Below are 19920 nucleotides of genomic sequence, written 5' to 3' on the forward strand. Positions count from 1 at the left end.
GGGGGTGAGAATCTTCAGCCGGCCGAATCAGTTGCAGCAGGTGGCGCCGGAGGCGACCGCCGCTTTCTTCGCGGTCGAGCCGCAGCACGCGCCTTCGGCGGCGGCTTCCTCGGCGGTGCCGCAGCAGGCCTGGACCGCTTCGGCGTCGGTGAGTTCGGCCGCACCGGCGGGGGCGGCGCCGAAGGTGTCGCTGTCGGCAAGGACGGTGTAGACCTCCCAGCGTTCGGCGTCCGGGGCGGCGACCCAGACCTTGTCCTGGGTGGCGAAGCAACAGGTGGTGGCGATCTGCTCTTCGGTGAACAATCCCGCTTCCGAGAGGCGCGCGATCTCGGCGTGCACCTGGCCGGAGGTCTCGACCTCGACACCGAGGTGGTTGACACTGCCGCCATGGCCGGGATTCTCGATCAGCACGAGCTTCAGCGGTGGTTCGTCGATGGCGAAGTTGGCATAGCCGGGCTTGCGCTTGGCGGGCTCGGCGGCGAAGAGGGTCGAGTAGAACTGCACGGCCCGGTCGATGTCGTCGACGTTGAGGGCGAGCTGGATGCGGGACATGACTACCTCCACTTGTGTGACATATATCGAAGAACTTCTTCAGTGCCGAGTCTGCCACCTTTTCGACATATGTCAACAGAGTCGGTAGTGTTGATCGCATGCCCAAGACGCTGCCCGTGATCGACATGTCCGCCCCGGTCTGCTGCCCGCCGGTCGCCGCCGGACCGGTCGACGACGCTGCCGCGCTGGAAGTGGCACTGCGCCTGAAGGCGATCGCCGACCCGGTGCGCGTGAAACTCTTGTCGCTGCTGCTGACCAGCCCGCCCGGCGAGGAGAACGGCGGCGACCTCGCCGCAGCCGTCGGAGTGTCGGAATCGACGGTCAGCCACCACCTCGGCCAACTTCGCAAAGCCGGTCTCGTGGACTCCGAACGCCGCGGCATGAACACCTTCCACCGCGCCCGCCGCGACGCTCTGGCAGCACTGTGCGTGGTCCTGGATCCCAACTGCTGCCGCTGATCTCGCGAGTGGCGTATCGCGGCTCGCCGGGCGATGTGCCACCCGTGCGATATCCAGGGAGGGCTGATCATTCCTACATGCGGCTGCCGAGGGAGGCATCGGGGCTGCGCTCCGGCAGGCGGGGGCGTCAGGAGGTGTGGCGGTCGATGAGGAGGGGGATCAAGAGGTCGAGCGGGGACAGGTCGGGTGCCGCGTTTTCGAGAGGGTGATCGAGAAGGGGGGCGGCGTAGAGGCGGCCGGTATCGGGTCCGGCCACCGTTCGGGCACTGTCGATCAACTCGTAGAGCACGATCGCGACCAGGTGAGCGCGCTGATCGCTGGGGCGGCGGCCCTCGCACGCGGCGACCGCCAGTGCGGCGTCGACAGCGACGATGACGTCGGTGAGAACGGCTATCTCGGCTTCGGCGCGTTGGTCGTAGATCATGCGGTCGCCTCTGGGTCGCGCTGGTGGCCGTCGACCGCGGCGGGACGACGGAGCGTCCCCATCAGGAATGTTCTGCACGGACAGGCCCCTCGCGATCGTCGGTCGAGCCGGGCCCAGAGACGCAACGCCACCAGCCACGATGTGTCGTGCACGATTCGGACGTCCCGCCGCACAGGGTTCGGTTGTGCGACAAGGTTTCCCGGTTCCAGGTACACAGGCCACAATGCCGGGGCAAAATGCCTGGTGGAAGGCAACGGACACGCAAGTTCGAGCAATCGGCAGCAACGACCGTTCAGCAGGGGCCGAGGGGGCACCGTGGCAGAGGTGACGATGTGGACCGGCGCGGATGTGAAGACGCTGCGCCACGCGTGCAGGTTGACGCAGAGCGACCTCGCGGACCTGCTGCGTTGCGGTCAACGGACGGTGAGCTTCTGGGAGAGCCGGCCGAACCGTCACATCGGTATCGGCCATCAAGCGCGGCTGGACACGGTGTTGAAAGATGCGGACCATGGTGCGCAGAAGCGTTTCCGGGCGTTGATCGGAGACCTGGACGTGAACCGGCGACACTTCATCGCCGCCACCGGCGCGGTCATCGGCGTGGCGACGATGGGCAGAAGCGGTGGTTGTCCGGCCGTCACGTCCGACGCGATCGGCCATCTGCGCAACACCGTGCACTCCGCGCAACTACTGGATGACCAGCTGGGGTCGGATGCGGCGCGACCGATCATCGAAGCACAAGCGCGGACATGCGTATCGCTGCTGCGCGACTGTCCGGCGAGTCTGCGCCCGGCACTGCAATCGCTGACCGCGGAGGCCATGGCCAGCAGCGCGTGGTCCGCGTGGGATCAGGGCGATCTGGCCGACGCGGACAAGCAGTTTCGAATCGCCTATCGGCACGCGGACGAATCCGGTGACCTTGATATCGCGACCGGCATCCTCTGTCACCGGACCCAACTGGCGGTCCACATGCGCGAATTCCGAACTGCCGCCGCCCTCGCGGACGGAATGCTGCGGCCGCGGGTGAAGGACGGTCGCGTCGACGACTTTCGCAAGCTGTGCGCCGCGCAGGCATTCGCCTCCGACGGACGCACCCTCGACGCGTGGCGACAGCTGCTTCGAGTACGCGACGAATTCACCGAGCAGACGACTCCGAACGCGTCCTACTGCTACTACCAGAGTGCGTGGACGACCGGCGCCATGACCGCCCGCTGCCTGGAAACGGGTGGCGAACTCGAAGCGGCGGCCGACACGATCGACGGAGTGCTGGGACTGATCCCGGCCCATGCGGCCCGCGACCGGGCCTTGTGGAATCTCAGCCTCGCGCAACTGACCGTGCCACGTGACGTCGACCGTGCGTGCGCAGCCGCCAGGCATGCCCTGGAGCTGGCCGCGCAGAACACCTCGCCGAGGCTGCGCCGGGCATACGCGCAAACCCGGGCGGAATTCGAACCGTGGGCCACGACACAACCGGTCCGGGACCTGGACTTCTACGCGGCGACCGTATTGGTGTAGACCTCGCCCTGTTTGTCCTCCCACCCCTCGGGTAAGCGATGAATGTCCCGAGTCGCCCCCAAGGGAGCGCTTGTCAACCGAAAGACGCCTGTCCACGCGATGGTGTGGGTGGGCGAGGAAAGGGGTAGCAAGTGAGCACAATGGCCGCCACGGTGGACGTCGAGGTTCCGGTTCGTACCGCCTACAACCAGTGGACGCAGTTCGAGTCGTTTCCGCATTTCATGGAGGGTGTCGAAGCGGTGAACCAGCTCGACGACCGGCACACGCACTGGCGTGTCCATGTCGGCCCGTCGACGCGTGAGTTCGACGCGACGATCACCGAGCAGCATCCCGACGAACGGATCGCCTGGAAGTCCGACAGCGGACCCAAACACGCGGGTGTCGTCACTTTCCATCGGCTCGACGACACCCACACCCGGGTGACCGCGCAGATGGACGTCGACCCCGAAGGGTTCGTGGAGAACGTCGCCGACAAGCTCGGGGTGCTGAAGCACCGCGTGAGCGGTGACCTCGAGCGCTTCAAGCACTTCGTCGAAGAACGAGGCCGCGAAACAGGCGCTTGGCGCGGTGATATTCCGCGACCGGGCGCCGCGGACACCGCCACGGAGCGCGGCGCGGCTGCGCGCCCCGGCGCCGGCCAGACCGGCACCCCTGGTGTCGGCGGGACCGGCGCGCCGGGAATGGGCGGAACCGGCACGCCGGGCGTCGGTGGTACGCCGGGCACCGGCGGAACCGGCACCTGGCCCGGCGGAACCACCCGCCCCTGACGCCTGATCCTTGCGACAACCAGTGCCCCCCGGGTTTTCCCGGGGGGCACCGTCGTGTCAGGCGGAGTCGCGCTCCTCATCGGCGTCGTCCGCCGGGCGCGGTTCGGGCGGCGCCTGGACCGGACGCAGCAGGACCCAAGCCACGAAGGCGAGCGCCACGGCCCCCATACCGAGCCCGGCCCAGAGGTTCACGTTGATCCCGCCGGTCTTGGCCTGCTCCGCCGCGGTGTCGTGCACCAGGCCGGTGACGACGAGAACGACCGCGTAGCAACCGAGCAACGCGCCGACGATGGTGCGGATATCGAAAAGCATTGTGGCGGCTCCTTATCCGACGACAACGTTGAGCGCGATGACGAGTGCGAGCGCGATGCCCGCCAGCAGGACCGGGCGCTGATACCAGGGCAGCGTGCCTGCCTCGGGATCGGTGCGGACCTCTTTGGGCGTCTCCGAGTACACCAGCCCGATCAGTTCGGACGCCGGCTTCGGCCGCGTCACCTGGGTGACGAGGACGCTGACCACGATGTCGACCACGAAGGCCACACCGGCGGCGACGAAACTCGCGCCTTGCCCGGACAACTCGAAGACGCCTGCCTTGTGCAGGAGGAAAACCAGGATGGCCGAACCGGTTCCGCTGACCAGCCCCATCCAGCCCGCGGTCGGCGTCATCCGTTTCCAGAACATGCCGAGGATGAACGTGGCGAACAGCGGCGCGTTGAAGAAGCTGAACAGGGTTTGCAGGTAGTCCATCATGTTGCTGAACCCGGAGGCGATGAACGCGGTGAAGATCGCCGCCACGGTCGCTCCGATGGTGGCCAACCGGCCCACGCCGAGGTAGTAGCCGTCCGGGCGGTCGCGGCGCACGTACTGCTGCCACAGGTCGTAGCTGAACACCGTGTTGAAGGCGGAGATGTTGGCCGCCATGCCCGCCATGAACGCCGCGAGCAGGCCGGCCAGCCCCACCCCGAGCAGGCCGTTGGGCAGCACGTCTTTCATCAGGTACAGCAGCGCCTGGTTGTAGGTGGTGTCGCTCTCGAAGTCCGGGTTCGCGGTCACCGCCGCCTTGTACTCCGACATCTGCGGCACCAGCACCGCGCTGATCATGCCGGGGATCACGACGATCAACGGGATGAACATCTTCGGGTAGGCGCCGATGATCGGGGTGCGCCGCGCCGCCGAGATGGAATGCGTCGCCATGGCGCGCTGCACTTCGACGAAGTTCGTGGTCCAGTATCCGAACGACAGCACGAAACCCAGTCCGAACACGATGCCGAGGATCGACAGGAAGTCGTTGCCGATCCCGCTGAGGGCGTTGCCCGGCCAGGATTCCCACTGCTGCGCTCCGCCCGGTGACGCGCCGATCTTGTCCCGCAGGCCGTCCCAGCCGCCGACCTTGTGCAGGCCGACCAGGGTGAGCGGCAGCAGCGCGGCCACGATCACGAAGAACTGGAGCACCTCGTTGTAGATCGCGGCCGACAGACCGCCGAGCGTGATATAGGACAGAACGATCACCGCGGCCACGATCACCGAGACCCACAGCGGCCAACCCAGCAGCACGTTCACGATGGACCCGAGCAGATACAGGTTGACCCCGGCGATGAGGATCTGCGCGACAGCGAAACTCAGCGCGTTCACCAGGTGGGCGCCGGTGCCGAAGCGGCGGCGCATGAATTCCGGCACGCTGCGCACCTTGGAGCCGTAGTAGAACGGCATCATCACCACGCCGAGGAACAGCATGGCCGGTACCGCGCCGATCCAGAAGTAGTGGAAGGTCGGGAACCCGTACTCCGCGCCGTTGGCGGACATGCCCATGATCTCCACCGCGCCGAGGTTGGCGGAGATGAACGCCAGACCGGTCACCCACGCGGGCAGCGAGCGCCCGGACAGGAAGAAGTCGATGCTGGAGGACACGCGCTGCCTGGCCAGCAGGCCGATGCCGAGCACGAACACGAAATACAGGGCGACCAGCGCGTAATCGACCGGCTGCGCGTCCAGCCGGAGGGTCTCGGCGGCTACCAGGTGCGGGGGTGAGGCGCCCGGGTGCAGGTCGGACACGATCGGCACGGCGGCGAGAACGGACGGATCGGCGAGCGGCACAGCGTTCCTCCTGGCGGTGAAACCGGGGCGGCGAGTGAGATCGTCCGTCGTGGCGAGTGCGTGCGTCGTGCTGGTCCTGCCCGGCGCCCGCGACCTCCTCGCCGCCCGCCGAATGGTGTCGGATGACACCACTCTGCGTGATCATGCCCTACGGGCGGTACATTCGCGCACAATCAGATCGGTCGCTCAGCCGGCCCGGTGCGCTCCGGCGGCGGGAACCACCACGAAGGTGCGCGGGGCGGCCAGACCCGCGTCGGCGAACCGCCGCCGCACCGCCGCCACCACCGCCTCCGTGCCCTCCCGGTCGACGAGCGCGATGGCGCTTCCGCCGAACCCGCCGCCGACCATCCGCCCGCCGTGCGCTCCCGCCGCCACCGCGGCCTCGACCGCCGTGTCGAGTGCCGGGGTGGACACCTCGAAGTCGTCCCGCAGCGATGCGTGCCCCGCGGTGAGTATCGGCCCGATTTCCCGGGGGTCCACGCCGTCCCGCAATTTCTCGGCAACCGCGAGCACCCTGGCGTTCTCCGTCACCACGTGCCTGGCGCGGCGGCGCAGCACGTCGTCGGCGATCCGGTCGACGTCTGCCGCCGCCACATCGCGCAAGGCGGTGACGCCCAGCGCCCCCGCCGCCGCGGCGCACTGGTCGCGACGCTCGGCGTAGCGGCCGTCCACGAGTTCGTGCGGCTGCCCGGTATCGATCACCAGCAGTTCGAGTCCGAACGCGGCGAGGTCGAAGGGGATCTGCTCGTGCCCGGTCCCGCGCGGCGTGGCCGTGTCGGCGGCGAAGGCCCGTACGTCCAGCAAGAGCGCGTGCCCTGCCGTGCACAGCAGCGCGGCCGACTGGTCGAGCAAGCCGGTCGGCGCGCCGACGTAGTCGTTCTCGGCGGCCCGGGCCATGTCGATCAACACCCGGTCGGTCAGGCGGGGCGCGAACAGGTCACGCAACGCGGCGGCCACCGCGCACGACAGCGCCGCCGAGGACGACAGCCCCGCACCGATCGGCACCGCGCCGTCGAGGTCGAGATCCACGCCGGGAATCCGGTGACCGCGCCGGGCGAACTCGGCGACCACCCCGAGCGGATAGCGCGCCCACCCGGGCACCCGTGCCCGCTGCCGGGCGAGATCGGACACCGCGACGAGCACCGGCTCGCCGGGCCGCTGCCGCGAGCCCAGCCGCACCAGCCCGTCCGTGCGCGCTGCCGCGGCGCACCGCACCACCAGCGGCAACGCGATCGGCAGGACGTAACCGTCGTTGTAGTCGGTGTGCTCACCGATGATGTTGACCCGCCCCGGCGCCACCCATGTCCGCAAGCTCGTCCCTCGCTGTCCTCGTCGGTCGTGTCAGGGTACGAGACGCGCCGCCCGTTGTTTTCGGCGCCGCTGACGATCGAGATCGGCGCCGCGACCAGGACGGGATCGACCGCCATGTCGGCGTCCGGCGCGGCGCCCGCGCGAGCTCGGCGTGGGCGAAGCCGACCTGATCCGGCGCGGGCCTGTTCGTCGAGCACGAGGCCGAGTATGTGGCGCACACGGCTTCACCTTGTTGCGCCAACTGGCCGCGAAGGGGCGGCATTCCATGCCATGATCAAATCAGTTGTCCAGGCATTGGTTGCCGAGCGCGCTGCGGTCGGTTGGGACATCTGCTCGTACAACAACACTCGGTTCTCGTTCGCCGGCAGCATCCGGGCAGTGCTCGACGAACAGGCGAACGTCGAAGTCGCGGTGGAGGATTCCAGATCGATTACGCGGCCCGGTTCACCGGGGATGGAGCGACCAAGGGGGGCTGATGACACCCAGTGAACAGCCACAGCCCGGCTGTCGGCGCGGTATCGGATCGGGCTGGTACGCGGTGCTTCTCGGGGGAGGCGGGGCCGCGATCGCGGTCCACCTGACGCTCGACTCGCAGGTGGTGGCGTTCGTGGCGATGGCCGTCATCGTCGGCGAGACCCTTGCCCTGATCGCCGTCGGCGTGCGCACCCACCGGCCCGCGCGCCCGTTGCCGTGGTATCTGCTGTCCGGCTCGGCGGTGTTGTTCGCCACCGGCACAACGCTGCGTGACATCGGCGACGATGCGCTGCATCCGCTCGACGACGCGTTCACCCTGCTCGGTAATCTCGGCGTCGGGCTCGCCGCGCTGATCTGGTTGTGGCCGCGCCACGTGCACGGCAACTACGACCTGCTGCTGGACTCGGCCCTCATCGGGCTCGGCGCGCTGCTGGCTTCCTGGACCTTCCTGATCTCCCCGATCCTGCAGGTCACCGAGACCGGACTCGACGCGGTGGTGGCGGCCACCTACCCGGTGCTCGACGCACTGCTGCTCACCTTGGTCGCGCACTCGATGGCCACCTCCACGCGCGCGGAGACCTCGCTGTGGCTGTTGCACGCCGGGCTGATCGCGGTGCTGCTCGGCGACCTGGGCTACAGCCTGGAGACCGCGGGCGCGACCGCGCTCGGGCGCGAAGCGCTGCTGGCTCCCTTGCTCGCCGCCTACGCCACCGTGGGCGTCGCGGCGCTGCACCCGACCATGGCCGCGCTCGGCATGCCGCGGCGCATCCACCCGCACCACTCCCGGCAGCGCGCCAGCCTCATCGCGATCGCGCTGATCGTGGCCTCGCTGGTGCCGGTGGTCGGGTCCAGCCTGCGCCCGCACGACCGCGTGGTGGTGTCGTCGCTGTTCGCGCTGTTGCTGATCGGGATGCTGGTGCGCAGCGAGCGCGCGATCGTGCGCAGTGCCCGCAGCGAGCGGCGCGCGCAGTACCAGGCCGACCACGACATGCTCACCGGATTGCTGAACCGGGCCGCGTTGCTGCGCGCGCTGCGGCAGCGCGGCGAACAGTGGGCCGAGCGACCGATCTGCCTGCTGTTCATCGACCTCGATGGCTTCAAGCGGGTCAACGACAGCTACGGCCATGCCGTCGGCGACGAGCTGATCGCTACGGCGGCGGGCCGGATCCGGCGGGTGGTGCGCCAGGAGGACGTGGTGACCCGCTACGGCGGCGACGAATTCGTCGTGCTCGCTCCGCTCCCCCGGTCCGAGGCCGCCGTGCTGGCCGAACGGCTGCTCGGCGCGTTCGTCCGGCCGTTCGGGCTGAGCGCGGGGGAGATCCCGATCACCGCGAGCGTGGGCGTGGCGTGCATGGGTCCGCGCAGCTCGGACACCGACGCGCACGGCCTGCTGCGGGACGCGGACGCGGCCATGTACCACGCGAAGCAGTACTCGCTCGGGTACGCGTTCCACGACGACGTGCGGCGCGCGACTCCCGGCGCCGAGCGCCGGATCTGGCGCGCGGCCGCCCGATCCGCCAGTCCCGCGGTGTGACTCAGTCGCTCAGCTCGTCCAAGAGGCGTTTGGCCTCCTCGAGCTCGGCCTGTAACTGCTGCACCTTGGCCTCCTGCACACCGCGCAACGCGTCCAGGACCCCGGCGACCACCTCGGCCACCTCGGGATGCAGGATCTTCGCCGCCTGCGCCACCGTGGAGCCGGCCACCGGCAGGCCGCGCAGGGTGCGCTTCTTCCCGCTGACCACGTCGATCGACCACTCGCCGTCGGCGGTGCCGGTGAGCGTCACGGTGACCTCGGGCGCCTTGGTCTTGCGGGCGGCGGCGGACGTCTTGGCGGGCTTCGGCGCCGTCGCCGCGGCTTGCTTGCCCGCGCTCTCGGCGCGGCTCCCCGCCGCGGTGGTCTCCGCGGGCTTCGGGCCCGCCGGCGGCTCGGGTGCGCTCGCCTGCGCTGGCTGGGTCGCGGTGCTCGTCGTGGTCGACGACTGGCTCACAGGGGTTTCCTTCCTAGGGGTCGACTTCGGCTGGGCGGTGGCGCCCGCCGCCCCTCGCGGCGGCTTGGTCAAGGTCACCTCGATGGGAGAGAAGGACAGTACATCCTTCGATCCGGTCGGCCGGACCTGCAGGAAGTCACCGTCGGCAGGGTCGCCGAGGGCGATCACCTTGCCCGAGCGCCCCTCCGGAACGCCGACCGCTGCGGCGGTGAACCACACCATGGGCGGGCGGCCACCGGCGATGTCCGTGGCGATCTGCTGAATCTCGCTGTCCGACAATGGTTGCGGCTTGGTTCGTGGGGAGGGCATGGTGACTCCGAGCGATTTCGTGGTTGGCTGCGTGCACAGATGATGCCCCACGCCGCCGACAGATTTGCGGGCCACCGTCGGATCGAGGCCGCGGATACTCCGGCCCGCGCAACCAGCGAATATCTGGCAACAGATCGGGAGCTCCGCCAGCGGTAACCCGGCAGTCGACTCCGACGCCTCCGGCACGACATGATCAGCTCCGGTGAATCGGTAAGCAGCACCGGCGAATCGGTATCCGGAAACGCGCGACATCAGCCATGCGCGGCATACGACGGCGCTCGCGGAGGCGCTACCGCACACCGGATTCCCCTCGGTGCGGTCAGCTCGACGCCGTCGGTGGGCGCAGCGCGGGGAACCAGATGTCGGTGAGCACCTCGACGGCTTGGTCCGCCGAGACGTCGATGGTGCCCTGCATCGCCCAGCGGGTGAAGAATCGTTCCAGTTGCGCGACAAGCAATTCCACCCGCAACCTCGCTTCGTCGCGCCGACCGGCGGGCCACCCGGCGAGGTATGCGGTCATCGCGTTGGGCAGCGCGAGGATGCCGTTGCGGGCGATCTCGCGGAACTCCGGCTCCAGTGCGGTCGCCTCGTCCCAGGCGAGCAGCATGTCCTTGTACTCGTGGAACCATTCGATCGCGCGGGTCATCCAGCCGGCGAACTCGGCGCGCGAACCGGTCTCGAGCACCCGGTCGAGGTCCTGATAGAAGTGCAGCGCGGTGGGCGCGGTGCCCTGCTCGGCGATCGCGCGCAGGATCTCCAGTTTGCCCGCGAAGTGCAGGTAGAACGTGGCGCGGCTGCACCCGACCGCGGCGGCGATCTCGTCCACCCGCACGGCCGCGTAGCCGCGGGTGGCGAACAGCTCCTTGGCGGCCTCCATCAGGCGGGCCCTGGTCTGCTGCTTCTGCTCGTCCCGCAGGTTCGTGTTCGCGTTCGTCCGCATGGTGAACCGGTACCTCGTCTCCGTAAAGCCGGGCTGACGTGCTGCTTCCGCTGACCGAGTCTACGCACGGACGGTCTTGATAGACAGCTCGTCACTTACTGGACGCAATGTCTAGCGAGTGTTATTTTGTTGCCTACGTCACTCCGGCGCCACCCCCGCCGGACGGTTCGGCCGTCATCGACGACGGCCCTCCAGCACGAGGACAGTGAATGACGTCAACCGCACTCCCGCGCGTCTGCGTGATCGGGGCGGGTCCCTCCGGGATCACCGCCGCCAAACGGCTGAACGACCACGGCATCCCCTTCGACTGCTACGAGGCATCCGACGAAGTCGGGGGCAACTGGTACTTCAAGAACCCCAACGGCATGTCGGCCTGCTATCAGAGCCTGCACATCGACACGTCCAAATTCCGCTTGGCTTTCGAGGACTATCCCGCGCCCGACCAGTGGCCGGACTTCCCGCATCATTCGCAGCTGTTCCAGTACTTCCGCGACTACGTCGACCATTTCGGCATCCGCGACCGGATCGTGTTCAACACGAGGGTGACCGCCGCCGAGCGTGGCGCGGACGGTCGCTGGCTGATCACGACGAGCGACGGGCACACCGAGGACTACGACGCGCTCGTCGTCTGCAACGGGCACCATTGGGATCCGCGCTTGCCGGACTACCCGGGAGAATTCGACGGCACGCTGCTGCACAGCCACGCCTACAACGACCCGTTCGACCCCGTCGACATGCGTGGCAAACGGGTCGTGGTGGTCGGCATGGGCAATTCGGGGCTGGATATCGCCTCCGAGCTGTCGCAGCGGTTCATCGCCGCGAAGCTCTACGTCTCCGCCCGGCGCGGGGTCTGGGTACTGCCGAAGTACGTCAACGGCAAGGTCGGCGACAAGCGCTCGATGCCACGGTGGATGCCGCCGAAGCTCGGTCTCAAGCTCAAGCAGCGATTCGTCCGGAAGTTCCGCGGCAATATGCGGGACTACGGCCTGCCCGAGCCGGACCATCTGCCGTTCGAGGCCCATCCCTCCGCGAGCGAGGAATTCCTGCACCGCGCGGGCTGCGGCGACATCGCCTTCAAGCCCGCGATCGCCGCGCTGGAAGGCTCGCGGGTGCGCTTCGCCGACGGCAGCGTCGAAGAGGTGGACGTGATCGTCTGCGCCACCGGCTACCGCATCTGCTTCCCGTTCTTCTCCGACCCCGAGCTGCTGCCCGACCGCGACAACCGTTTCCCGCTGTTCAAGCAGATGATCAAGCCCGGCATCGACAATCTGTTCTTCCTCGGGCTGGCCCAGCCGCTGCCCACGCTGGTGAACTTCGCCGAGCAGCAGAGCAAGCTGGTCGCCGCCTACCTCACCGGCCGTTACCACCTGCCGTCGGAGGAGGAGATGCGAGCGGCCATCCGGGCCGCGGAATCGGCCAGGACGGGCCGCTACTACGACTCGCCCCGGCACACCATCCAGATCGAATTCGAACCGTACGTGCGGGACTTGCGGCGGGAACTCGCGCGTGGCGCGAAACGCGCCACCGCCGCGGGAAACGCCTTGCCGGTGCAGGCCCGGGCACTCGAACAGGTGTGAGGCGGCGATGACCATTACCACGGGAACCGCCACATCGGGCTTCTGCGCCGAGCGATTCGCGCAGGTCCGAACGGAGCTGGAGACCCGGCTCGCTTCCGGTGACGAACTCGGCGCCTCGATCTGCGTCACCGTCGACGGCGAACCGGTCGTCGACCTCTGGGGCGGGTACCGCGACCCCGGCCGCACCGCGCCGTGGACCGAGGACACCTTGGTCAACGTCTTCTCCCTCACCAAGACCATGACGGCGCTGTGCGCCCTGCTGCTGGTCGAGCGCGGCGAGCTGGACGTGTACGCGAAGGTGGCCGAGTACTGGCCGGAGTTCGCGGCGAACGGCAAGGGCGACATCGAGATTCGTCATCTGCTGGCGCACACCTCGGGCGTCTCGGGGTGGCAGCCGCCGATCGAACTCGCCGAGATTTACGACGTGGAGGCGTCCGCCGCCCGCCTCGCGAGCCAACCGCCGTGGTGGGAGCCGGGCACCGCCTCGGGGTACCACGCGCTCGCCTACGGCCACCTGATCGGCGCGGTGATCCGCCGCGTCACCGGACGCTCGCTGGGCGAGTTCTTCGCCGCGGAACTAGCCGGGCCGCTGGGCGCGGACTTCCACATCGGCACCGCGCCCGAGCACCATGGGCGGATCGCCACCTTGGTCCCGCCCACCATGCCGGAATTCGACATGGCCGCGCTCGACCAGGACAGCGTGCTGGTCAAGACGCTCACCAGCCCGCTGCTCGACATCGCCGAGACGGCGAGCGCGGCATGGCGGCAAGCCGAGATCGGCGCGGTGAACGGTCACGGCAACGCGCGTTCGGTCGCGCGGGTGCAGTCGTTGGTCTCCTGCGGCGGCGAACTCGGCGGACGGCGGCTGCTGTCGGAGGACACGATCGAGCTGATCTTCCGGCAGCAGTCCGACGGCGTGGATCTCGCGCTCGCGACGCCGCTGCGGTTCGGCATCGGCTACGGTCTGCCGCAGCGCCAGACCGCCCCGGAGGTGCCCGACGGCCGGGTGTGCTGGTGGGCCGGGTACGGAGGCGCGATGGTGGTCAACGACCTCGAGCACCGCACCACGTTCGCCTACACCATGAACCGGATGGCGCCGGGCCTGATCGGCTCCGACCGTGCCGACGCCTATCTGCGCGCGACCTTCGCGGCGGTACGCGGATGATGCGGGCGTTGCAGCTGACCGAACCCGGTGTGCTGGAACTGCGCGAGGTGCCGATTCCGGAGATCGGCCCCACCGATCTACTGCTGCGCGTGGGCGCGGCGGGAATCTGCCATTCGGACCTGCACGTGCTGCACATCCCGTTCCGGATGCGCGAGGAGCCGTTGACCCTGGGCCACGAGATCGCGGGCACCATCGAGGCCGTCGGCGACGGGGTGGGCGGCCGCCGCGCCGGCGAGCGCGGCGTCGTGTATCTGTGCTGGTCGTGCGGGGTCTGCCGGGAGTGCGCCCGCGGCGACGAGAACGTCTGCCGCGCCGCGGGCCGCACCGCCATGCCGCCGTGCCCCGGTCTCGGGCCCGACGGCGGGATGGCCGACTACATCCGGGTGCCCGCGAGTTCGTTCGTGCCGATCGGCGACCTCGATTTCGCCCAGGCCGCGCCGCTGGCCGACGCGGCATTGTCGAGCTATCACGCCATCCGCGACGCTCGCGAGCAACTCGGCCCCGGGTCGGTGGCAGTGGTCATCGGGATCGGCGGGCTCGGTCACGTCGCAGTGCGGATCCTCGCCGCGACCACGGCCGCCCGGGTGCTGGCCGTGGACGTGAGCGCCGGCAAACTCGAACTCGCCGCGCGCTGCGGAGCGGCGGAGGGATTCGTCGCGGGCGACAACACCGCCGCAGAGATCCTCGACCGGACCGGAGGCCGCGGCGCGGACGCGGTGTTCGACTTCGTCGGCGTCGAGACCACCGCCCGGCTCGCGGTGGAGTCGGTGGCGCCCAACGGGGCATACCGCATGATCGGCCTCGGCGGCGGCGCGCCGGAGATCACCGCGGCGCCGGCCGACGGCACCGGTTGGCCGTGGGGCGCGTCGGTCCGGAAGACCTACGGCGGCACCAGATCCGACTTGATCGACTGCGTGGCACTGGCCACGTCGGGCAAGCTACGCGTCGAGGTGGAGCGCTACCCCCTTGCCGAGGGGCGCGCTGCCCTGGACCGGCTGGAACGCGGCCTGGTCACCGGCCGAGCGGTCCTGATCCCCGAGCCGTGACGAATCGACCCACGAGGAAGTACCCGATATGACAAAGCCCTTCGACCAGCAGGCGTTCGTGGCGGAGGCCGCGGGCCGGCTCACCGGACCCGGCGGTCGATTCGAGATGGTGGTCGAGGACGTGCTCGGCGCACCGATGCCGGTGGTACGCCACCGCAAGTCCTCGCTGCGCGAGGTACTCGTCGCCGGGTCGGCGCACGGTGACCACGACTACCTGGTCACCGCGGACCGCCGGATTTCGTTCACCGAGCACGCCGCCGCGGTCGCGGCACTGGCCACGGCCCTGCGCGACCGATTCGGCGTCGGAAAGGGCGACCGCGTCGGCATTCTCGCGGCGAACACACCCGAGTGGGTCCTCACCTTCTGGGCGGCCCAGACGCTCGGCGCGATCGCGGTGGGTTACAACGCGTGGTGGGCGCCGCGCGAGATCGCCTACGGCCTCGAGCACACCAGCCCCACCGTGCTCGTCGCCGACGCGAAGCGCGCCGCGACGGTGGCGGAATCGGACATCCGGATTCCCCTGCTCACCATGGAGCACGACGTACCCGCGCTCATCGCCGAACACCGGACCGACGAGCTGCCGCACGCCGAAATCGACGAAGACGACCCCGCGGTGATCCTCTACACCAGCGGCACCAGCGGACGCCCCAAGGGAGCGGTGCACTCGCACCGGAACCTGGTGGCCGTCACCGATTACCACCTCTTCAACGACGCGCTGGCCGCCGCGCTCACCGGCGCGAGCGAGCTGCCCAGCGGGCGACGCTTCCTGCTCACCTCGCCGCTGTTCCACATCGCCAGCCTGCACAACCTGGTGGTCCCCCGGCTGGTCACCGGCGACGCGGCGGTGATCCACCAAGGGTCGTTCGACGCCGACCGGGTACTGCGACTGATCGAGACCGAGCGGGTCACCAACTGGGGCGCCATGCCGACCATGGCCACCAGGATGCTGGAGCTCGACCTGTCCGGCTACGACCTGTCCTCGCTGGCCTCGTTCTCATTGAACTCGGCGCCGTCGTCGGCCGCGCTGCAGCAGAAGCTGCGCGATCAACTGGCCGTCGCCCGCAACGCGCTGGTGACCAGCTACGGGCTCACCGAATGCAGCACCGCCGCGACGCTGGCGAGTCCGGCCGAACTGGCGGCGTTCCCGGACACCGTGGGACGACCGGTCGTCGGGGTCACGCTGGAAATCCGGGACAGCGCGGGCAACGCGGTGCCCGACGGCACGGAAGGCGAGATCTGGGTGCGTAGCCCCTACGTGATGCTGGGGTACTGGCAGGACGAGACGGCGACCGCGGCGGCGATCACCGCGGATCGCTGGTTGCGCACCGGCGATATCGGGATCCTGGAGGACGGCAGGCTGCGGTTGTCCGGACGCCGTTCGGATCTCATCCTGCGCGGCGGGGAGAACGTCTATCCCACCGAGATCGAGCAATGCCTCGAGCAGCATCCCGCGGTGCGCGAATGCGCGGTCCTCGGCGTGCCCGACGCCGACCTGGGTCAGCAGGTCGCCGCCCTGGTCGTGGTCGAGAACAGCACGGCCACCAGCGAAGACGAGCTGCGTGCGTTCGCCACCGAGCGGCTCGCCTACTACAAAGTGCCCGCCCGCTGGCGGCTCACCACCACCGCACTCCCCCGCAATGCGACCGGCAAGGTCGTCCGCGCCCAACTCGAGGTGTGAATCCATGTACGACACCATCATCGCGAACGGCCGCTGGTTCGACGGCACCGGCGCGCCCTCGGCGATCAGGCACCTCGGCATCCACGACGGGCGGATCGCGACCATCTCGGCCGAGCCGATCGACGACCCGGCCTGCCCGAATGTCGTGGACGCCACCGGGAAATGGGTGATCCCGGGGATGCTCGACATCCACACCCATTACGACGTGGAGGTGCTCCAGCATCCGGCGCTGACCGAATCTCTGCGGCACGGCATCACCACGGTGCTGCTGGGCTCGTGTTCGTTGTCGACCGTGCACGTCGATGCCTCCGACGCGGGCGACCTGTTCGCCCGGGTCGAGGCGATTCCGCGCAAGCACGTCGTCGCGGCGGTGGGCGAGCACAAGACCTGGCGCTCGGCGCACGAGTACGCGGCCGCCCTGGACCGGCTGCCGTTGGGCCCGAATGTCGCCGCGTTCATCGGGCATTCGGATATTCGCGCCGCCGAACTCGGTCTGGAGCGCGCGACCCGCAAGGACGTCCGGCCCGATGCCGCCGAACTGGCCGGGATGGAGGCGAAACTGACCGAGGCGCTGGACGCGGGATTCGTCGGCATGTCCTCTCAGCAGTTGTTGTTCGACAAACTCGACGGCGAGGTGTGCCGGTCGCGCACGCTGCCCTCCACCTATGCGACGCTGCGGGAACGGCACCGGCTCAACACCGTGCTGCGACGGCGCGGCGGGGCGCTGCAGGGCGGCCCGGATGTGTCCCGGCCGCACAGCCTGATCACCATGGCGGCCAGTAGCCTCGGCCTGTTGCGCAGGCCGCTGAAGGTCAGCCTGCTCTCGGCCGCCGACATCAAGGCGATTCCCGCTGTCGTGCACCTGTTTCCGCTGATCGCGCGGGTGCTGAACAAGCTGGGCGGCAATTTTCGCTGGCAGCACCTTCCGGTGCCCTTCGAAGTCTACGCCGACGGCATCGACCTGGTGGTGTTCGAGGAGTTCGGTTCCGGCGCCGAAGCGCTGCACCTGGCCGATCAGGTGGACAAACGACGGGAGCTGCTGCGCGACGAGAACTATCGGCGCCGCTTCCGCGCGGACTACGACAAGAAGTTCGGTCCACGAGTTTGGCACCGCGACTTCTTCGACGCGCAGATCGTCGAATGCCCCGACCCCACCGTGATCGGCAAGACCTTCGGCCAGGTGGGCTCCGAGCGCGGCGGCGTGCATCCGGTGGACGCGTTCCTCGACCTCGTGGTGGAGCACGGCAACAAGGTGCGCTGGCGCACGACGATCTCCAATCATCGGCCGGAGGTGCTCGATCGGCTCGCCGCCGACCCCGGCGTCCAACTGGGCTTCTCCGATGCGGGTGCGCATCTGCGCAACATGGCGTTCTACAACTTCGGGCTCCGCTTCCTGCGCCGCGTGCGGGACGCCGCGGACGGCGGCCGCCCGTTCTTGTCGGTGGAACAGGCGGTGCATCGGCTCACCGGCGAACTCGCGGACTGGTACGGCTTGGACGCCGGGCACCTGAGGGCGGGCGACCGCGCCGATGTCGTCGTCCTCGATCCAGCCCGCCTGGACGATTCGCTCGACGCCTACCAGGAATCGCCGATCGCCCCGTTCGACAACCTGCCGCGCATGGTGAACCGCAACGACGACACGGTCACCGCGGTGTTCGTCGGAGGCGTGCGGGTCTTCGGTGACGGCGCTCCCGCTGCGATCCTCGGCACCCGCCGGACCGGCCGGTTCCTGCGGGCGACGACCGCCGTCCGGTGATCGGAGCGCCCCCGCGCGGCCGTGCCCGCCGGTAGAATCGCGGGGACCGGCGGCTCGGTCGCCGGTCGTTGGTAGGGGGTCGGCGTGGACATTTTCGAGCATCGGGGCAGGGCCGTCGTCTACGACCGCGTGGGCAACGGGTCCGCGATCGTGTTCCTGCACAACGCGGGCACGCAACGCCGGATCTGGGACGACCAGGTCGCGGCGCTGCGCGAGGAGCACGAGGTCTTCGCGCTCGATCTCCCCGGCTACGGGCAATCCGACCAGCCCGCCACGGGCTACCGCCTCACCGATTACGTCGACATGCTCACGGCGTTCCTGGACGCCCACCGGCGCACCGACGTGGTGCTGATCGGCAACTGCCTCGGCAGCGCCACCTCGCTGCGCTACACCATGGGTCATCCGGAGCGGGTGCGCGCGCTCGTGCTGATGAATCCGCTCACCCTGGACACCGTCAGTTCGGGACAATCGGCGGGCCTGGCCTGGCTCGACGCACGGCTGCCGCTGGCGCCACTGGCCCGCCGGATCAGTCTGCCGGACCCGGTTGTGTCGCTGATCGTCGGCAATCAGCTCGGCCCCCGCGGCCGAGGCCGAAACCTCCGGCACGAGCCGCGCGTGCGGGCGCATTGGACGGATCGGGGCAGGCTGCTGGCCCTGCACGGCTTGGTCCAGGATTTCCCGTCCTACCGCGCGCTGGACACCTTCGATGCACCTGCCGGCTTCCCGCCGATCTGCACGATCTGGGGGCGGCGCAATCGCATTCTGTCGGCGAAGGCGGGCGGGCGGCTCAACCACAGGCTGCGCCCGCACACGTCGGTGGAGCTACCCGACTGTGGTCATCTCCCCATGGTGGAGTCCCCGGAGCAGGTGACTTCGATCATCACCGGCTTCCTCGCCGATACCGGCGCGCGGGAGCGTGCGGGCGAGCGCTGAGCCGCGCTCAGAGCGGAGCCGCGGTCGGGCAGAGTTCGGCGAAACTGTCGGAGTGCACGCCGCATCCGGCGCATTCGAACACCATGCCGATATCCAGCATCCAATGGATGCGGGTATGGCAGGTCTCGCACAAGAAATCCACACCCGCCGGGTGGCAGCAGGACCGTTTACGGATGAACCATTCCGCGCGATGACGACACGGGACGGAGTCGAAGCGGAACGTGCACCTCGGTGCAGCGGGCAACTCGGCGACGACGGCTTCGAAAGCCGTTGTGGCCGTGTGGGTGTTCACAGCGGATACCTTCCAGCGGAGCAGGGCGGGAGGCGGGAGCGTGAGCCGCGGCGCCTTTCCCCCTGAATCGATCTCTCTCGATTAGCTGTTACCCGGATGAGGCGGCATTCACACGGCGGCGGACCGGCTTGTTTGGTGACGAAGCGCGCGGGAATCCGAATCGTGACTACATCAAGGGAAGGGGTTCTGTCATGTTGTTGCGCCGACTCGCCCGGCCGCTACTGGCCACCGCGTTCGTAGTAGACGGGGTCGATACGCTGCGGCGCCCGGATGAGCGGGTCAAGGCCGCGAACGCACTGCTCGAACGGGGGCAGCGGCAGCTGCCCGAAGAAATTGCCACAAAATTGCCGTCCAACCCGACGACGGTCGTTCAGGTCAACGCCCTCGCCCAAGTGAGCGGCGGCGTGCTGCTGGCGCTGGGCAAGGCGCCGCGACTGGCCGCCCTGGTGCTCGCGGCGACGGTCGTGCCCGCGGCCGTTACCGAGCAGGACTTCTGGAACGAGCAGGATCCGGCCCGCAAATCGGCGAAGCGGACCGCGTTCCTCAAGGACCTCGGACTCCTCGGGGGGCTGATGATCACCGCGGCCGACACCGAGGGCAAACCCTCGCTGGGCTGGCGCGGCCGCCGAGCCGCCCGCGACGCC

Annotated in this window: 19 protein-coding genes and 1 pseudogene; 12 read left to right on the forward strand and 8 right to left on the reverse strand. The window is 69.1% G+C overall.

The window, feature by feature from the left end:
- Positions 1-27: 27 nt before the first annotated feature.
- Positions 28-552 carry an ArsI/CadI family heavy metal resistance metalloenzyme gene (locus tag NA8_RS02675; protein ID WP_063048716.1) on the reverse strand — a complete coding sequence of 175 codons (525 nt, stop codon included), beginning with the start codon at positions 550-552 and terminating at the stop codon, positions 28-30.
- A 98-nt stretch (positions 553-650) separates the two neighbouring features.
- Between NA8_RS02675 and NA8_RS02680 the strand changes: the two genes are divergently transcribed.
- A complete protein-coding gene (locus tag NA8_RS02680; RefSeq protein WP_040868902.1) occupies positions 651-1010 on the forward strand; it encodes an Rv2640c family ArsR-like transcriptional regulator in 360 nt (119 codons plus the stop codon).
- Positions 1011-1137: 127 nt separating this feature from the next.
- On the opposite strand, the gene NA8_RS02685 is transcribed toward NA8_RS02680, so the two are convergent.
- Positions 1138-1434: a hypothetical protein gene (locus NA8_RS02685; protein WP_063048717.1), complete on the reverse strand. Its 297-nt coding sequence runs from the start codon at positions 1432-1434 to the stop codon at positions 1138-1140.
- Positions 1435-1749: 315 nt separating this feature from the next.
- Between NA8_RS02685 and NA8_RS02690 the strand changes: the two genes are divergently transcribed.
- On the forward strand, positions 1750-2946 hold the full coding sequence (locus NA8_RS02690) for a helix-turn-helix domain-containing protein (protein ID WP_157106484.1): 1197 nt from the start codon (positions 1750-1752) through the stop codon (positions 2944-2946).
- Between the two features lie 131 nt (positions 2947-3077).
- A pseudogene (locus NA8_RS02695) lies at positions 3078-3536 on the forward strand (SRPBCC family protein); the annotation flags it as partial.
- Between the two features lie 234 nt (positions 3537-3770).
- Here NA8_RS02695 and NA8_RS02700 read toward each other — a convergent pair.
- The 3 genes from NA8_RS02700 to galK all read right to left on the reverse strand — a co-directional run bounded on the left by NA8_RS02700 (position 3771) and on the right by galK (position 7118).
- Positions 3771-4025 carry a hypothetical protein gene (locus tag NA8_RS02700; RefSeq protein ID WP_063048719.1) on the reverse strand — a complete coding sequence of 85 codons (255 nt, stop codon included), beginning with the start codon at positions 4023-4025 and terminating at the stop codon, positions 3771-3773.
- Between the two features lie 12 nt (positions 4026-4037).
- Positions 4038-5729, reverse strand: a complete 1692-nt coding sequence (locus NA8_RS02705) for a sodium:solute symporter family protein (protein ID WP_157106491.1) — start codon at positions 5727-5729, stop codon at positions 4038-4040.
- A 264-nt stretch (positions 5730-5993) separates the two neighbouring features.
- The gene (galK, locus tag NA8_RS02710) at positions 5994-7118 is read right to left on the reverse strand and encodes a galactokinase (protein WP_084466461.1); all 1125 of its coding nucleotides are present in this window, start codon (positions 7116-7118) and stop codon (positions 5994-5996) included.
- A 270-nt stretch (positions 7119-7388) separates the two neighbouring features.
- On the opposite strand from galK, the gene NA8_RS33410 reads away from it, so the two are divergent.
- Together NA8_RS33410 and NA8_RS02720 are read left to right on the forward strand one after the other, a co-directional pair.
- Complete coding sequence (locus NA8_RS33410; protein ID WP_174550025.1) at positions 7389-7607, forward strand: hypothetical protein; 219 nt, start codon at positions 7389-7391, stop codon at positions 7605-7607.
- Entirely contained in the window at positions 7594-9126 is a 1533-nt protein-coding gene (locus tag NA8_RS02720; protein WP_084466462.1) for a GGDEF domain-containing protein, read from the forward strand. The genes NA8_RS33410 and NA8_RS02720 overlap by 14 nt, the downstream gene beginning before the upstream one ends.
- Before the next feature lies 1 nt (position 9127).
- On the opposite strand, the gene NA8_RS02725 is transcribed toward NA8_RS02720, so the two are convergent.
- Both NA8_RS02725 and NA8_RS02730 read right to left on the reverse strand, forming a co-directional pair.
- On the reverse strand, positions 9128-9889 hold the full coding sequence (locus NA8_RS02725) for a DUF6319 family protein (RefSeq protein ID WP_063048773.1): 762 nt from the start codon (positions 9887-9889) through the stop codon (positions 9128-9130).
- 319 nt (positions 9890-10208) lie between these two features.
- The gene (locus tag NA8_RS02730) at positions 10209-10829 is read right to left on the reverse strand and encodes a TetR/AcrR family transcriptional regulator (RefSeq protein WP_063048721.1); all 621 of its coding nucleotides are present in this window, start codon (positions 10827-10829) and stop codon (positions 10209-10211) included.
- A gap of 209 nt (positions 10830-11038) precedes the next feature.
- Here NA8_RS02730 and NA8_RS02735 point away from each other — a divergent pair, with 209 nt between their 5' ends.
- From NA8_RS02735 to NA8_RS02760, 6 genes are all read left to right on the forward strand, one after another.
- Positions 11039-12406 (forward strand): flavin-containing monooxygenase, encoded by a 1368-nt coding sequence (locus NA8_RS02735; protein ID WP_063048722.1) that lies wholly within the window; start codon positions 11039-11041, stop codon positions 12404-12406.
- Between the two features lie 7 nt (positions 12407-12413).
- A complete protein-coding gene (locus NA8_RS02740) occupies positions 12414-13571 on the forward strand; it encodes a serine hydrolase domain-containing protein (protein WP_063048723.1) in 1158 nt (385 codons plus the stop codon).
- Positions 13571-14617 (forward strand): NAD(P)-dependent alcohol dehydrogenase, encoded by a 1047-nt coding sequence (locus NA8_RS02745; RefSeq protein WP_063048724.1) that lies wholly within the window; start codon positions 13571-13573, stop codon positions 14615-14617. Before NA8_RS02740 ends, NA8_RS02745 begins: the two co-directional genes overlap by 1 nt.
- A 28-nt stretch (positions 14618-14645) precedes the next feature.
- On the forward strand, positions 14646-16295 hold the full coding sequence (gene casG / locus NA8_RS02750; protein WP_063048725.1) for a steroid-24-oyl-CoA synthetase: 1650 nt from the start codon (positions 14646-14648) through the stop codon (positions 16293-16295).
- 4 nt (positions 16296-16299) lie between these two features.
- The gene (locus NA8_RS02755) at positions 16300-18051 is read left to right on the forward strand and encodes an N-acyl-D-amino-acid deacylase family protein (RefSeq protein ID WP_063048726.1); all 1752 of its coding nucleotides are present in this window, start codon (positions 16300-16302) and stop codon (positions 18049-18051) included.
- Positions 18052-18135: 84 nt separating this feature from the next.
- Positions 18136-18984 (forward strand): alpha/beta fold hydrolase, encoded by an 849-nt coding sequence (locus NA8_RS02760; protein ID WP_063048727.1) that lies wholly within the window; start codon positions 18136-18138, stop codon positions 18982-18984.
- Between the two features lie 7 nt (positions 18985-18991).
- On the opposite strand, the gene NA8_RS33415 is transcribed toward NA8_RS02760, so the two are convergent.
- Positions 18992-19276, reverse strand: coding sequence for a hypothetical protein (locus tag NA8_RS33415; protein WP_157106485.1), 285 nt, complete (start codon positions 19274-19276; stop codon positions 18992-18994).
- A 191-nt stretch (positions 19277-19467) separates the two neighbouring features.
- On the opposite strand from NA8_RS33415, the gene NA8_RS02765 reads away from it, so the two are divergent.
- A partial coding sequence (locus NA8_RS02765) for a DoxX family protein (protein WP_157106486.1) occupies positions 19468-19920 on the forward strand: 453 nt, incomplete at its 3' end.

It is taken from the genome of Nocardia arthritidis NBRC 100137, assembly GCF_001612765.1.
Taxonomy (GTDB): Bacteria; Actinomycetota; Actinomycetes; order Mycobacteriales; family Mycobacteriaceae; genus Nocardia; species Nocardia arthritidis.

What these genes read in the sequence shown, in the direction of transcription:
- NA8_RS02675 (WP_063048716.1), bottom strand. Translation starts at nt 552, where the DNA reads ATGTCCCGCATCCAGCTCGCCCTCAACGTCGACGACATCGACCGGGCC.
- NA8_RS02680 (WP_040868902.1), top strand. Translation starts at nt 651, where the DNA reads ATGCCCAAGACGCTGCCCGTGATCGACATGTCCGCCCCGGTCTGCTGC.
- NA8_RS02685 (WP_063048717.1), bottom strand. Translation starts at nt 1,434, where the DNA reads ATGATCTACGACCAACGCGCCGAAGCCGAGATAGCCGTTCTCACCGAC.
- NA8_RS02700 (WP_063048719.1), bottom strand. Translation starts at nt 4,025, where the DNA reads ATGCTTTTCGATATCCGCACCATCGTCGGCGCGTTGCTCGGTTGCTAC.
- NA8_RS33410 (WP_174550025.1), top strand. Translation starts at nt 7,389, where the DNA reads ATGATCAAATCAGTTGTCCAGGCATTGGTTGCCGAGCGCGCTGCGGTC.
- NA8_RS02720 (WP_084466462.1), top strand. Translation starts at nt 7,594, where the DNA reads ATGACACCCAGTGAACAGCCACAGCCCGGCTGTCGGCGCGGTATCGGA.
- NA8_RS02725 (WP_063048773.1), bottom strand. Translation starts at nt 9,889, where the DNA reads ATGCCCTCCCCACGAACCAAGCCGCAACCATTGTCGGACAGCGAGATT.
- NA8_RS02730 (WP_063048721.1), bottom strand. Translation starts at nt 10,829, where the DNA reads ATGCGGACGAACGCGAACACGAACCTGCGGGACGAGCAGAAGCAGCAG.
- NA8_RS02735 (WP_063048722.1), top strand. Translation starts at nt 11,039, where the DNA reads ATGACGTCAACCGCACTCCCGCGCGTCTGCGTGATCGGGGCGGGTCCC.
- NA8_RS02740 (WP_063048723.1), top strand. Translation starts at nt 12,414, where the DNA reads ATGACCATTACCACGGGAACCGCCACATCGGGCTTCTGCGCCGAGCGA.
- NA8_RS02745 (WP_063048724.1), top strand. Translation starts at nt 13,571, where the DNA reads ATGCGGGCGTTGCAGCTGACCGAACCCGGTGTGCTGGAACTGCGCGAG.
- casG (WP_063048725.1), top strand. Translation starts at nt 14,646, where the DNA reads ATGACAAAGCCCTTCGACCAGCAGGCGTTCGTGGCGGAGGCCGCGGGC.
- NA8_RS02755 (WP_063048726.1), top strand. Translation starts at nt 16,300, where the DNA reads ATGTACGACACCATCATCGCGAACGGCCGCTGGTTCGACGGCACCGGC.